This is a genomic window from Variovorax sp. YR752, from assembly GCF_943372545.1.
In genome coordinates, this window is sequence record NZ_CALRZC010000224.1 from 1 (window position 1) to 13413 (window position 13413).

9 protein-coding genes are annotated in these 13413 nt (G+C 68.0%); 2 read left to right on the forward strand and 7 right to left on the reverse strand.

Features of this window, described 5'->3' with window-relative positions; all coding sequences use genetic code 11:
* Positions 1-234: 234 nt before the first annotated feature.
* Together AAG801_RS33675 and AAG801_RS33680 are read right to left on the reverse strand one after the other, a co-directional pair.
* On the reverse strand, positions 235-3102 hold the full coding sequence (locus AAG801_RS33675) for an aconitate hydratase (protein ID WP_341892324.1): 2868 nt from the start codon (positions 3100-3102) through the stop codon (positions 235-237).
* 162 nt (positions 3103-3264) lie between these two features.
* Positions 3265-3678 carry a hypothetical protein gene (locus tag AAG801_RS33680; protein ID WP_341892325.1) on the reverse strand — a complete coding sequence of 138 codons (414 nt, stop codon included), beginning with the start codon at positions 3676-3678 and terminating at the stop codon, positions 3265-3267.
* 132 nt (positions 3679-3810) lie between these two features.
* Here AAG801_RS33680 and AAG801_RS33685 point away from each other — a divergent pair, with 132 nt between their 5' ends.
* A complete protein-coding gene (locus AAG801_RS33685) occupies positions 3811-4671 on the forward strand; it encodes a helix-turn-helix transcriptional regulator (RefSeq protein ID WP_341892326.1) in 861 nt (286 codons plus the stop codon).
* On the opposite strand, the gene AAG801_RS33690 is transcribed toward AAG801_RS33685, so the two are convergent.
* The 5 genes from AAG801_RS33690 to AAG801_RS33710 form a co-directional block, all read right to left on the reverse strand.
* Entirely contained in the window at positions 4571-6838 is a 2268-nt protein-coding gene (locus AAG801_RS33690) for an acyl-CoA dehydrogenase (protein WP_341892327.1), read from the reverse strand. The two genes, AAG801_RS33685 and AAG801_RS33690, sit on opposite strands and share 101 nt — an antisense overlap.
* Before the next feature lie 121 nt (positions 6839-6959).
* Positions 6960-7553 carry a hypothetical protein gene (locus AAG801_RS33695; protein WP_341892328.1) on the reverse strand — a complete coding sequence of 198 codons (594 nt, stop codon included), beginning with the start codon at positions 7551-7553 and terminating at the stop codon, positions 6960-6962.
* Between the two features lie 11 nt (positions 7554-7564).
* Complete coding sequence (locus AAG801_RS33700; RefSeq protein ID WP_341892329.1) at positions 7565-8731, reverse strand: DUF2827 domain-containing protein; 1167 nt, start codon at positions 8729-8731, stop codon at positions 7565-7567.
* On the reverse strand, positions 8728-9879 hold the full coding sequence (locus AAG801_RS33705; RefSeq protein ID WP_341892330.1) for a DUF2827 domain-containing protein: 1152 nt from the start codon (positions 9877-9879) through the stop codon (positions 8728-8730). The genes AAG801_RS33700 and AAG801_RS33705 overlap by 4 nt, the downstream gene beginning before the upstream one ends.
* Positions 9880-9992: 113 nt before the next feature.
* Positions 9993-11648, reverse strand: a complete 1656-nt coding sequence (locus AAG801_RS33710; protein ID WP_341892331.1) for a YadA-like family protein — start codon at positions 11646-11648, stop codon at positions 9993-9995.
* Between AAG801_RS33710 and AAG801_RS33715 the strand changes: the two genes are divergently transcribed.
* Positions 11587-13413, forward strand: a 1827-nt coding sequence (locus tag AAG801_RS33715) for a hypothetical protein (protein WP_341892332.1), incomplete at its 3' end; no start/stop codon positions are given. The genes AAG801_RS33710 and AAG801_RS33715 overlap by 62 nt on opposite strands.

Sequence of the window (13413 nt, forward strand, 5' to 3'; positions counted from 1 at the left end):
GCGATCTCGGCGATCCGCTCGCCTTGCTTCCATCGATTCCATATCTCCCGCTGCTGCGCAGCCGACGGATGAACTCGCTGACCTGTGCTCTTCGTCAATTAACACCTCGATTCGTCGCTGAAGTGTTGCATCGACGGGTTGAGCCCGCCGCTGCCTTGCAAGGCCGCCACGGCCTGCGGACGCAGCAGGCCGTGGGTGTCGGAGATGAGCCCGACGCGGATCAAACCCAACCCGTCAGGCCGCCAGCAGCTGCCGCAGCACGAACGACAGGATGCCGCCGTGCTTGTAGTAATCGACCTCGATCGGCGTGTCGATGCGCAGGCGCACCGTCACCTCCTGGTGCGTGCCGTCGGCGCGGTGCACGACCAGCTTCACGTCCATCTGCGGCTTGAGTTCGCCGCCGATCACGACGTCGATCTTTTCCTCGCCCGTGAGGCCCAGCGTCTGCCACGAGTCGGCGCCGCGGAACTGCAGCGGCAGCACGCCCATGCCGACCAGGTTGGCGCGGTGGATGCGCTCGAAGCTGCGCGCCACCACGGCCTTGATGCCCAGCAGCTGCGTGCCCTTCGCGGCCCAGTCGCGCGAGGAGCCAGTGCCGTACTCCTCGCCGCCGAACACGATGGTCGGCGTGCCCGCTTCCATGTACTTCATGGCCGCGTCGTAGATGAACATCTTCTCGCCGCCCGGCTGGAACAGCGTGACGCCGCCCTCTTCCTGCGTGCCATTGGCGTCCGGCGGAATCATCAGGTTCTTGATGCGCACGTTGGCGAAGGTGCCGCGCACCATCACGTCGTGGTTGCCGCGGCGCGAGCCGTAGCTGTTGAAGTCGGCCTTGGGCACGCCGTTCGCCTTGAGCCAGATGCCCGCGGGCGAGCTTTCCTTGATGGAGCCGGCCGGCGAGATGTGGTCGGTGGTGATCGAGTCGCCGAACAGCGCCATGACGCGCGCGCCCTGGATGCCCGCGTCCGACGCGTGCGGCTGCATCTGGAAGCCTTCGAAGAACGGCGGCTCGGCGATGTAGGTCGAGGTGGGCCAGTCGTACACCTGGCCGGTCGTGCCCTTGATGCTCGTCCAGAACTTGCCCGGATCGGTCTTCACCTTCTCGTAGTTCGCGCGGAACGACTTGGCGTTCATCGCGAAGCGCAGGTTGTCGTCGATCTCCTTCGGCGTGGGCCAGATGTCGCCCAGGTACACGTCCTTGCCGCCCTTGCCCTTGCCCACCGGCTGGGTCATGAGGTCGGTCAGCACGTTGCCCGCGATGGCGAAGGCCACCACCAGCGGCGGCGAAGCCAGGAAGTTGGCCTTCAGGTTCGGGTGGATGCGCGCTTCGAAGTTGCGGTTGCCCGACAGCACGGCCGCGCCGATGAGGTCGTTCTTGATGATGGCTTCGTTGATCTCGGGCGTGAGGTCGCCGGCGTTGCCGATGCAGGTGGTGCAGCCGTAGCCCGCGAGGTAGAAGCCCAGCTTTTCGAGGTACGTCAGCAGGCCCGCCTTCTCGAGGTACTCGGTGACGATGCGCGAGCCCGGGGCGAGCGAGGTCTTGATGTGCGGCTGCACCTTCAGGCCCGCTTCCACCGCCTTCTTGGCCAGGAGGCCGGCCGCGAGCATCACGCTCGGGTTGGAGGTGTTGGTGCACGAGGTGATGGCCGCAATGAGCACGTCGCCGTTGCCGATCGTGATCTGGCCCTTGGGCGCGGGCGGTGCCGTGGCGCTGGTGTGGGCCGCGGCCTTGGTGGAGCGGTTGGCGACCATCTCGACCAGTTCGCGCGGCGAACCAGCGGGCGGCGGCGCCACCTCTTCGTCGCCGCCCTGGCCGGCGCTGACCAGCGGGTAGCGCTGCTTGAGCTTCTCGGCCGGCTGGTTGAAGCCGTTGGCGTCGTTGGGCTTGCTGTACAGCTCGGCGAACTTGGTCGACAGGTGGCCCAGGTCGATGCGGTCCTGCGGGCGCTTGGGGCCGGCCAGGCTGGGCGACACGGTGCCCAGGTCGAGCTTGACGATCTTGGTGTAGTCGATGTCGCCCGGCGCGGGCATGCCGAACAGGCCCTGTGCCTTGTAGTAGGCGGCGAAGCGCTCGACCTCTTCCTTGGTGCGGCCCGTGCCTTCGAAATACGCCACGGTCATTTCGTCGACCGGGAAGAAGCCCATGGTGGCGCCGTACTCGGGCGCCATGTTGCCGATGGTGGCGCGGTCGGGCACGGCGATCGATGCGGCGCCGGGGCCGAAGAACTCGACGAACTTGCCCACCACCTTTTCACCGCGCAGGATGGCCGTGACGTACAGCACCAGGTCGGTGGCCGTGACGCCTTCGCGCAGCTTGCCGGTGAGCTCGAAGCCCACCACGTCGGGCGTGAGCATGTAGACCGGCTGGCCCAGCATGGCCGCCTCGGCCTCGATGCCGCCCACGCCCCAGCCGACCACGCCGACGCCGTTGATCATGGTGGTGTGGCTGTCGGTGCCTACCAGCGAGTCGGGGTAGTACACGGGGGTGTCGCTCTTGTCGGCCGGGCTCTTGTAGACGCCGCGCGCAAAGTATTCGAGGTTGACCTGGTGCACGATGCCGAAGCCCGGCGGCACGACGCCGAAGGTGTCGAAGGCCTGCATGCCCCACTTCATGAACTGGTAGCGCTCGTTGTTGCGCTGGAACTCCAGCTTCATGTTCAGGTCGAGCGCCTTGGGCGTGCCGTAGTAGTCGACCATCACCGAGTGGTCGACCACGAGGTCGACGGGCACCAGCGGCTCGATGGTCTTGGGCGACTTGCCCAGCTTGGCGGCCACGCTGCGCATGGCGGCCAGGTCGGCCAGCAGCGGCACGCCGGTGAAATCCTGCAGCACCACGCGGGTGACGACGAACGGAATTTCGTCGGTGCGCTCGGCATTGGGCGCCCAGTGGGCCAGCTCTTCGACGTGCTTGGCCGACACCTTCTGGCCGTCGCAGTTGCGCAGCACCGACTCCAGCACGATGCGGATCGACACCGGCAGGCGCTCCACGGACGGGTACTGCTTGGCCAACTCCTTCAGCGACCAGTACTTGCCGGACTTTCCCGACGCGGTCTTGAAGGTCTTGAGGGTGGACGCAAACGCGTGCGCCGGGGCTTTGGCCATGAGAGGACTCCTGTGTGTTCGTGGAAGCTCCTCAAGGATAGCGAGGTTCAATGTCAGTCGTTGTAGTCAGTCTTCCTTGTCGGGCTCTCCCGGAACTATCGTTCTCATAGCGAAAACGCCCGCCCCACAGGTGGGGCGGGCGTGCAGCGGACGGTCAGGCGCTCAGGCCATCGCCATGCGGGCATCGCCCCGGGTGCGGCGCAGCCCGGTCCATTGCAGCTCGGCCAGCACGACCACGCACAGCGCCTGCGCCAGCACCCAGGCCATGCCGAGTGCGGTGACCGCGAACACGCCGCTCACCAGCAGCGCCACGCAGGCCACGGCCCAGGCGAAGTTGCCGACGACCACGAGGCCGATCAGCGTGCGCGGCGGCGTGGCGCGGCTGGCCATGAAGGCGGCGGCGGCTGCGTAGGCCAGCAGGAACACGCCGGAGCCCATGAGCAGCCAGGCCGGCAGGCCGGTCAGGCCGGCAAGAACGTCGGTGAACGCCACCTGCAGCGCGCCGGTCGCGGCGCACGAAGCGGCGTCGGCCCACATCACGTTCGACAGGAAGCGGGGGGAAGCGAAAACAGACATGTGAATCTCCTGGGTGGGTACGCTGCAGGCCAGTCCTGCTGCGTTGGGGTCGATGATTCCGCCGGGCGTGGATCGCGTCGATGACCTGGGAGGTCATGGCGCCGCGCCGCCGTCGCGCCAGAATGCGGCTCCATGAACACCCCTCGCACCCATTCGTCCAAGGCCGCCGCCGCCGGCCTTCCCGGCGCGCGCGATCCGTTCGGCGCCCACCTGCGGCACTGGCGCACCCACCGCCGCCTGAGCCAGCTCGACCTGGCGCAGGAGGCCGAGGTCTCGACCCGCCACCTGAGCTACGTGGAAACCGGCCGCGCCGCGCCCAGCCGCGAGATGGTGCTGCGCCTGGCCGAGCGCCTCGACGTGCCGCTGCGCGAGCGCAACGCGCTGCTGGTGGCCGCCGGCTTCGCACCCATGTACCGCCAGCGCTCGCTCGACGACCCCGCCATGGCCTCGGCGCGCCGCGCCATCGACCTGGTGCTGAAGGGCCACGAGCCCTTCCCCGCGCTGGCCGTGGACCGGCACTGGAACCTGGTCGCGCACAACGCGCTGGTGCCGCTGCTCATGGAAGGCTGCTCGGCCGAGTTGCTGAAGCCGCCGATCAACGTGCTGCGCCTGAGCCTGCACCCCGAGGGCGTGGCGCCGCGCATCGCGAACCTGGCGCAGTGGCGCACGCACCTGCTCGAGCGGCTGCAGCAGCAGATCGCCGCCACCGGCGACACCGTGCTGCAGGCGCTGCACGACGAGCTGGAGGGCTACCCGCCGCCGGCCGTGAGCCACGACGCGCCGCTGCTCGACACCGCGCTGTCGGCCGTGGCCGTGCCGTTCCAGGTGGTCATGCCGAGTGGCGTGCTGAGCTTCATCAGCACCATCACGATCTTCGGCACGCCGGTGGACGTCACGTTGCAGGAACTCGCGGTGGAGTCGTTTTTTCCTGCGGACGAGCAGACGGCGGCGGCCCTGACGGCGCTGGCTGCTGCGCAGCAGGCGCGCGGTTGAGATCGGCGACGGTGCCATCTGCATTGCGCGCCGGCCCCTCGAAGTCGTCGACCTGGATCACCTTGTCGGCCGCCTGCAGGTAGGCCAACGCCAGCGCGGGGTCGCTGGCCGAGCGCGCGGCCTCGTCGAGCGAGCGCGTGCGGCGCAGCACCTTGTTGAGCGCGGCGGTTTCGTCGCCCAGCCGCGCACCGAGCGCCATCGCCTGCATCAGGTCGTGCAGGCCGCCCGGGCCGGGCTCGGCCAGGTCGGGCACGAGGCGCGCGACCACGTCCGGGCGCGTACGCAGCAGCTCGGCCAGCGCCATCAACTGCACGTCGCGCAGCGGCGCCAGATGCGCGGTGCGGCGCAGCACCAGCGCGCCGAGCAGGCGCCGCCCCGGCGTCGGCAGGTTGGCGTACAGGTCGCGCAGGATCTTGCCGGCCTCGTCCAGCTGCAGCCGGATCGCCGCCTGCGCAAAGGGCAGCAGCTCGGGCGCCGCATCGACGCGGAAGCGCCACACGCAGGCGCTCGCCAGGTACAGGTGGGCCAGCACATCCCCCAGCCGCGCCGACAGCAACTCCATGCGCTTCAGCTTGCCGCCGAGCAGCCCCATCGCAAGGTCGGCGGTGAGCGCGTACTTGGCGCTCATGCGCGCGATGAGCCGCGCTTCGGCCTCCAACGCCTCGGGCGGATCGCCGAGCACCGGCGCACCGAAGAGGCTGTGCCACAGGTTGCGCGCCACGTGCTTGCCGTGCGCGATGAGTGCCTTGCCCAGTGCCGTTTCGTCTTTCGCCTGCACCGCCGCCATTTCATCGAGCACATGCGGATGGCAGCGCACCGCGCCTTGCCCGAACACGATGAGCGCGCGCGTGAGGATGTTCGCGCCCTCCACCGTGATCGCGATCGGCGCCTGCCGGTAGGCCACGCCGAGCAGGTTCGACGGGCCCGAGATGATTCCCTTGCCGCCGAGGATGTCCATGCCATGGTTGACCGCGCGGCGCCCGGCCTCGGTGAGCTGCACCTTGAGGATCGCGCTGGCCACGCTGGGCCGCTCGCCGTTGTCGAGCGCGGCTGCCGCGAAGCGGCGCGCGGCATCGGTCGCATACAGCTGCGCCGACATCTGCGCGACCAGCCCCGCTACCGCGTGGAACTTGCCCACCGGCAGGCCGAACTGCTCGCGGATCTGGCCGTAGGCATTGCTCACGTACAGCGCGGTCTGCTGCATGGCCGAGCCCAGCGCGGGCAGCGAGATGGCGCGGCCCGCGGCCAGGCATTCCATCAGCATGCGCCAGCCCTGCCCCACCTGCGGCTCGCCGCCGATGACCCAGTCCATCGGCACGAACACCTGCCGGCCGCGGATCGGGCCGTTCATGAAGGCGCTGTCCATCGGGCGGTGGCGCCGGCCGATCTCCATGCCCTCGTGCGGCACGGGAATCAGCGCGCAAGTGATGCCCAGTTCGCGCTGGCCTTCGGGCCGGCTCTCGTCGATGGCATGGAACGCGAGGCCGACCACGGTGGCGACCGGTGCGAGCGTGATGTAGCGCTTGTCGAAATCGACCAGGAAGCCGCGCGTGCGCCGGCCCTGGAACTCGCGCTCGACGAGCACGCCGCGGTCAGGAATCGCGGCAGCGTCGGAGCCCGCGTAGGGCGAGGTCAGGCCGAAGCAAGGCAGCTCGCGGCCGTCGGCCAGGCGCGGCAGGTAGTGGTTTTTCTGCGCGTCGGTGCCGTAGCGCAGCAGCAGCTCGGCCGGCCCGAGCGAGTTGGGCACCATCACCGTGACGGCCGTTGCCACGTTGACGCTCGCGATGCGCGCCACCACCGTGGCATGCGCGTAGTGCCCGAAGCCCAGGCCGCCGAAGGCCTCGGGAATGATCATTCCGAAGAAGCGCTTCTCGCGCAGGAAGCGCCACACCTCGGGCGGCAGGTCGCGCGCCTGGTCGATGGCGTGGTCGTCGAGCATGCGGCACAGCGCGGGCACCTCGTTCGACAAGAAGGCTTCTTCGCGCGCGCTGAGCTGGTTGGGGCCGACGGCCGTGAGCACATCGAAATCGGGGCGCCCGGCAAAGAGCTGGCCCTCGAACCCGACCGTGCCGGCCTCGAGCGCGGCGCGCTCGGTGTCGCCCAGCGGTGGCAGGGCTTTGGAGAAAGGCTGCATCGCCCATCGGCCGATCAGGGTCGCCAGTGGCATGGGGTCTCCTTGCGCCGCGTCGGAGCGCGCGGCGTCCGTCCATTCTTGGACGACCAAGGCCTGCGCCGGGCCGGTCAAGGGCGTTCGCGCGTGTCGGAGATGGGCCCGCGCAAGCCCTGGATCAGCGTCGTTTCGGCGTCTGCGGCGCGGCCGGCGCAGCGGCAGGCATCGGCGCATTCGGGTCGCGCCAGCCGTACTCGACGTAGCGGCGGATCACGAGACAGCCCGGCGGCGAATCGATCAGCGAGACCGACGAGGTCGGCTCCTTGTCGTCGGTGTAGACCGTGTAGATCGGCAGCAGCGGCGTGCGCTTGTAGTTCTTCAGTTCCTGCTCGGCCACGCTGGCGCAGGTGAAGGGCGCGACCGAGATGCGCTCGGCCGCCACGGTGCAGGCACCGCTGTCATCGGGAATGGCGGTGATCGACGCGGCCACGCCGGCGTTCGGGTACTGGATGCCAACCAGCGAGAACACGGGGCCGGCGTCGGGGCGCTTGCGGTCCCAGTCGAGCAGCACGTCGTGCGCGCGGCTGCCCTGCACGGTGAGCGAGGCCAGCCGCGTGATGGCGGGCAGGCAGCGCTGGATGCCAACACTGGCAGCGGCGCGCGTGAGCGTGTCTTGCGGCGCCGCGGGCGGGGCCAGCACGCCTTGCGCGAGCGCGCTGCCGGCCATCGCGAGCATGCAGGCTGCAACGGTGGATCGGGCGAGGACGTTCATCGGTGTCGTCCTCACGCGTAGAGGCTCTCGATGGCCGCCGAGTAGAGGCGCACGTTCTCTTCGCCTTCCGGGTCGAGCTTCGCGATGAGTGCGCGGGCGCGCTCGCGGTAGGCCGGCAGGTTGGCGTCGTGCTCGGCGAACGCGCGCCGCAGCGCCTGCCCGCCCTCCTCGCAGTCGAAGCCGTGGTAGCGGTAGCCGCAGTCGCCGATCAGGTGCGAGTTGTGGATGAGCGGCCAGCCGCCGTACAGCGCCTCGTAGTAGAGGTAGTTCTGCGCGTTCTCCCAGTGGTGCGCAAAGACCGCGTCGATCGCGCCCGGCAGCACCTGGTACAGCGGAAAGCGCCCTTCGAAAGTCGCCAGACCGTGCCGCACGAGATCGAGGCTCTGGGCAAAGGCGACGAAGTTCGGCTTGTCCTTCAGGTGGAAGCTGTTGTAGACCCACATCTTCTCGATGAGGCGCGGCTGCGCGCGGTGCGCCGACTCGCAGCCCAGCATCGGGATGAAGCTGGTCTTCACCATGCAGATGTTGGGCTCGAAGATGGCGACGCGCCACTGCTTGCGGCCCGGCTCGTAGGCGAAGCGCTTGCCTTCTGCGCCGCGTGCCATCGCCTTCTCGATCACCATCGGGCTCCACAGGTGCGGCATGAGCTTGGTGGGCGCGCGGAAGGTGCTCGCGAAGTACGGCTTGCAGGAGGTTTCGTACTCGGGCAGCGTCCACACCTCGTCGTACGGCGCGCCGCTGACCAGCATGCCGTGCGGCTTGTTGAAGGTCATGCGCTCGATGTCGATCACGTAGTCGTTGCCCACGCGCATCGAGACGATTTTTCCGCCGCGCTCGCGGAACGCCACCGACCAGTCGCGACCGAGTTGCGCGCTCATCTCGATCATGAGGTCGAGCTCTTGCGCGGCGGTGGCCATGTCGATGATCGGCACCGGCGAATCGGCCAGGAAGTTGGTGGCATCGGCCGGACCGCCGTCGCCACCGCCGGCCACCAGCACCGTGCGCTCGACGCAGGGCGAACGCAGCAGCAGCATCACGAGGAACAGGCAGTTCTGGTAGACGCCGTTCTCCCACAGGCTCTGCTCGCCCTTGCGGATGAAGATGGAGACGCCGACCTTCAGGCGGGTCGGTGAAGCGGCTGCGCGCGGACCTGCGGTGTGGTTCTGCACGTCGCTCATACCGCCACCTTCGCGTTGCCGGCACGGAACGCCGGATCGCCACCGACCAGGTTCAGCAACCGCTGCGCGTAGCCGTCGATGTTGGCGGGGTGCATCGGATCGATCGCGTCGAACACGCGCTGGCTGCGCGCGCGGTAGTCGTCGAGCTGCGTGTCGTGGCCGCGCACGGCGGCGGCGAGTTGCTCGGCACCGACGGCGATGTCGAAGTCGGGGTAGTAATAGCCGGCGTCGCGCAGCCAGGGCGAGTTGTGCACCAGCGGGTAGTTGCCGTACAGCGCGTCGAGGTAGCTGTAGTTCTGGTCGTTCTGCCACTGGTGCGACACCACCGCGTCGGCGTGCTGCACCATGAACCCCGCGAAGTCGTGCCGTCCGTGGAAGGTGGCCTTGTGCTGGCGCACGAGGTTCAGCGAGTTCGCCAGGTAGAGCATCGTCGGATGGTCTTTCAGGTGCAGCGTGTTGAGCACGTGCATCGCCGCAACGTGCTCCGCGTTGGCGCGGTAGGCCTCGTCGCTGATCAGCATCGGGATGCTGCACGACTTCACGACCGATATGTTCGGCTCGAAGATCGCCACCCGAAAACCTGGCTGCTCCGCCGTGCGCGGCTGGTAGCCGAAACGGAAGCCCTGCGCCTGCACCTCGTCGACGCGCTGCGCCAGGAACTGCGGCGACCAGAGGTACGGCACCTCGTGCACCGGGCAGCGGTGCAGCGTGCGCATCATCGGCGCAAAGCCCGCGTCCTTGGGCAGCAGCCAGATCTCGTCGCAACGGTCGGTGGCGCCGAAGTGGCCCTTGTCGGCAAAGACGATCGGCTCGGCCAGTGCCACGAAGGGCTGCCCCACGCCGTGGAAGGCCACGCGCCCGCCGCAGGCGCGGAAGTACGACAGCCACTGCAGGTCGAGCGCACCCGCCATTTCGATGACCACGTCGAGCGCGTCGGTCAGCTCGCGGGCGCGGCCCAGCGTGAGGCCCATGCCCGACAGGTCGACCTGCGGCGGCATGGCGTGCTGGTCGCCCGCGTCGATGAGCGTGACGGACTCGACGAATTCGATGCGTTGCAGCAGCCGGGCCAGGAACAGGACGTTCTGTCCCATGCCGTTTTCCCAGATGTTCTGCCCCGCGTGGGAGAGGACTGAAATACCGATGCGCATGGCCGAAGTGTGTACCAAAAAACAAGGGCTCCCGCGCACTGGGCGCGGGAGCCACCGGGGCCGGGCGTCAGCCTGGCGGCTGCACGCTCAGGGGCGGGCGTGGGTGCTTGTTGTTACTTCCACTTCCAGCCGATGCCCGCGTTGACGCCCCATTCCTTGCCGGTGGAGGTCAGGCCCGCGCCCCAGGACATCTTGCCGTCGTCCGACAGGGCCTTGAAGGTCAGCGCCACGGCGCTGTAGCCCTGGTACGAGCCCAGGCCGACGCCGATCGTCTTCTCGCCCGGGTACAGCGTCGGCAGGTAGGTGCCCGACATCGCGAAGGCCATCGCCGTGCCCGAGTAGGCGATGCGCGCCACGTCGCCCACCTGCTTTTGCACCTGCTGCAACTGACCCAGGTTGACCGCGTCGCCCGGCAGCACGCCCGGTGCCACGTTGCTGATGCGCGTGCCGCCTGCCGCTTCGCCGGCGCCCAGCGTGATCTGGTTGTAGTTCACCGACCCGTCGGGGTTGGTGGCGTACTGCACGCTGCTGGCCTTCGAGGCTGCCGACGCTGCCTTCAGCTGCGCCACGTTGGTTGCGTCGCTGTCGGCCGAGCCGGCGGCCACACCCGTGATCTGGCGGAACTGGCCGTTGGCCGCGTCGCCCACCGACACCGCGCCCTGCGTGCCGGTCGTGGCCCGGATGGCCGCGGCCTGCTCTGCGTTGGCGCTGCCCGGCACGTAGCCGACCATGCCCGCCGCCGTCGAGGCCACCGAGTTCGCACCCAGCGCCACGCCGCCGGTCTGCTGCACCACTGCACCGAAGCCGATGGCCGTGCCTTGCGCGATGTTCTTCGCAGCGCTCAGTGGCGTGCCGCCGGCATCGGCCCGGTCGCCCAGCGCCACGCCACCACCGCCCGCTCGGGAGTTGGCACCGATTGCCTGCGAGCCGGTAGCCAGCGCCCCGGTGCCGATGGCGATCGCGTTGGTGCCCGTGGCCTGCGCCCCGAAGCCCACCGCCACCGCGCCGTCGGCCGTGGCCTTCGCGCCGTTGCCGGCGGCGAAGGAGTTGGCGCCGCTGGCTTCGGTACGCGGCCCGATCGCCACCGCTTCCTGGCCGCTGGCAATGGAGTCGGTGGTGGTCGAGTTGGCGTGGAAGTACTTCGTGCCCTTGTCGTTGATCGTGTTGACCGTCGTGCTCAGGCTGCTGATGCTGCTCGTGGCCGTGCTCAGGCCAGTCGACGTCGAGGTCGACAGGCTGGCGATGCCGCTGGCCGCGCCGCCCACGCTGGTGGACAGGCTGTCCAGGTTGCTGTTGGTGGTGCTCAGGCCGGTAGACAGGCTGCTGACGTTGCTGTTGGTCGTGCTCAGGCCGGTCGACAGGCTGCTCACGTTGCTGTTCGTCGTGCTCAGGCCGGTCGACAGGCTGCCGACGTTGCTGTTGGTGGTGCTCAGGCCCGTCGACAGGCTGCTGACGTTGCTGTTGGTCGTGCTCAGGCCCGTCGACAGGCTGTCGACGTTGCTGTTGGTCGTGCTCAGGCCGGTCGACAGGCTGCTCACGTTGCTGTTCGTCGTGCTCAAGCCGGTGGACAAGCTGCTGACGTTGCTGTTGGTCGTGCTCAGGCCGGTGGACAGGCTGCCGACATTGCTGTTGGTCGTGCTCAGGCCGGTGGACAAGCTGCCGACGCTGCTGGTGACCGTGCTCAGGCCCGACGACAGGCTGCTCACGTTGCTGTTCGTCGTGCTCAGCCCGGTCGAGAGGCTGGAGATGCCGCTGTTGGCGGTGCTCAAGCCACTGGACAGGCTGCCGATGCCGCTGTTCGCGGTGCTCAGGCCGCTCGACGTGGACGTCGACAGGCTGCTCACGTTGCTGTTCGTCGTGCTCAGGCCCGTCGACAGGCTGAAGATGCCGCTGGTGGCGGTGCTCAGGCCGGTCGAGAACGAGGTCGAGAGGCTGCTGACGTTGCTGTTGGTCGTGCTCAGGCCGGTCGAGAGGCTGTCGATGCTGCTGGTCGTGGTGCTCAAGCCCGACGAGGTCGAGGTGGAGAGGCTGTCGACGTTGCTGTTGGTGGTGCTCAGGCCGGTCGAGAGGCTGCCGACATTGCTGTTGGTGGTGCTGAGACCAGTCGACAGGCTGGAGATGCCACTGGTTGCAGAGCTCAGACCGGTGGACAGGCTGCCCACGTTGCTGTTGGTGGTGCTCAGGCCCGTCGACAGACTAGAAATACCACTGGTCGCGGTGCTCAGGCCGGTCGACAAGCTATCGATGCTGCTCGTGGTCGTGCTCAACCCGGTCGACGTAGACGTCGACAAGCTGCTCACATTGCTATTCGTCGTGCTGAGACCAGTCGACAAGCTGGAGATGCCACTGGTGGCAGAGCTCAGCCCCGTCGACAGGCTGCTCACGTTGCTGTTCGTGGTGCTCAAGCCGGTGGACAGGCTCGAGATACCGCTGGTCGCCGTGCTCAGGCCGGACGACGTGGACGTCGACAAGCTGCTGACGTTGCTGTTCGTGGTGCTGAGACCAGTCGACAGGCTGGAGATGCCACTGGTGGCGGTGCTCAGACCAGTCGACAGGCTGCCGACATTGCTATTGGTGGTGCTGAGACCAGTCGACAGACTGGAGATACCGCTGGTTGCAGAGCTTAGACCGGTGGACAGGCTGCCCACGTTGCTGTTGGTGGTGCTCAGGCCCGTCGACAGACTGGAAATACCACTGGTCGCGGTGCTCAGGCCGGTCGACAAGCTATCGATGCTGCTCGTGGTCGTGCTCAACCCGGTCGACGTGGACGTCGACAGGCTGCTCACGTTGCTGTTCGTCGTGCTCAAACCCGTGGACAGGCTGGAGATACCGCTGGTCGCGGTGCTCAGGCCAGTGGACAGGCTGGAGATGCCGCTGGTGGCAGTGCTCAGGCCAGTGGACAAGCTGGAGATGCCGCTGGTAGCAGTGCTCAGGCCACTCGAAGTAGACGTCGACAGACTGTCGATGCTGCTCGTGGCTGTGCTCAGACCCGACGACGTGGAAGTGGACAGACTGCTGACGTTGCTGTTGGTGGTGCTCAGGCCAGTGGACAAGCTGGAGATGCCACTGGTGGCGGTGCTCAGACCTGACGACGTGGAAGTCGACAGACTGCTGACGTTGCTGTTGGTGGTGCTCAGGCCAGTGGACAAGCTGGAGATGCCGCTGGTGGCGGTGCTCAGACCACTCGAAGTAGATGTCGACAGGCTGTCCAGGCTGCTGTTGGTGGTGCTCAGGCCCGTGGACAGGCTCGAGATCCCACTGGTCGCAGTGCTCAGACCGGAGGACGTGGACGTCGACAGGCTGCTCACGTTGCTGTTCGTGGTGCTCAAGCCCGTGGACAGACTCGAGATCCCACTGGTCGCCGTGCTCAGGCCACTCGAAGTGGACGTCGACAGGCTGTCGAGGCTGCTCGTCGCCGTGCTCAGACCTGACGACGTGGAAGTCGAGAGACTGCTGACGTTACTGTTGGTCGTGCTCAAGCCCGTGGACAGGCTGGAGATCCCGCTGGTAGCCGTGCTCAGACCGGACGACGTC

Excerpts from the sequence above, each read along its gene's own strand:
- AAG801_RS33675 (WP_341892324.1), bottom strand. The coding sequence starts at position 3,102 with ATGGCCAAAGCCCCGGCGCACGCGTTTGCGTCCACCCTCAAGACCTTC.
- AAG801_RS33680 (WP_341892325.1), bottom strand. The coding sequence starts at position 3,678 with ATGTCTGTTTTCGCTTCCCCCCGCTTCCTGTCGAACGTGATGTGGGCC.
- AAG801_RS33685 (WP_341892326.1), top strand. The coding sequence starts at position 3,811 with ATGAACACCCCTCGCACCCATTCGTCCAAGGCCGCCGCCGCCGGCCTT.
- AAG801_RS33690 (WP_341892327.1), bottom strand. The coding sequence starts at position 6,838 with ATGCCACTGGCGACCCTGATCGGCCGATGGGCGATGCAGCCTTTCTCC.
- AAG801_RS33695 (WP_341892328.1), bottom strand. The coding sequence starts at position 7,553 with ATGAACGTCCTCGCCCGATCCACCGTTGCAGCCTGCATGCTCGCGATG.
- AAG801_RS33700 (WP_341892329.1), bottom strand. The coding sequence starts at position 8,731 with ATGAGCGACGTGCAGAACCACACCGCAGGTCCGCGCGCAGCCGCTTCA.
- AAG801_RS33705 (WP_341892330.1), bottom strand. The coding sequence starts at position 9,879 with ATGCGCATCGGTATTTCAGTCCTCTCCCACGCGGGGCAGAACATCTGG.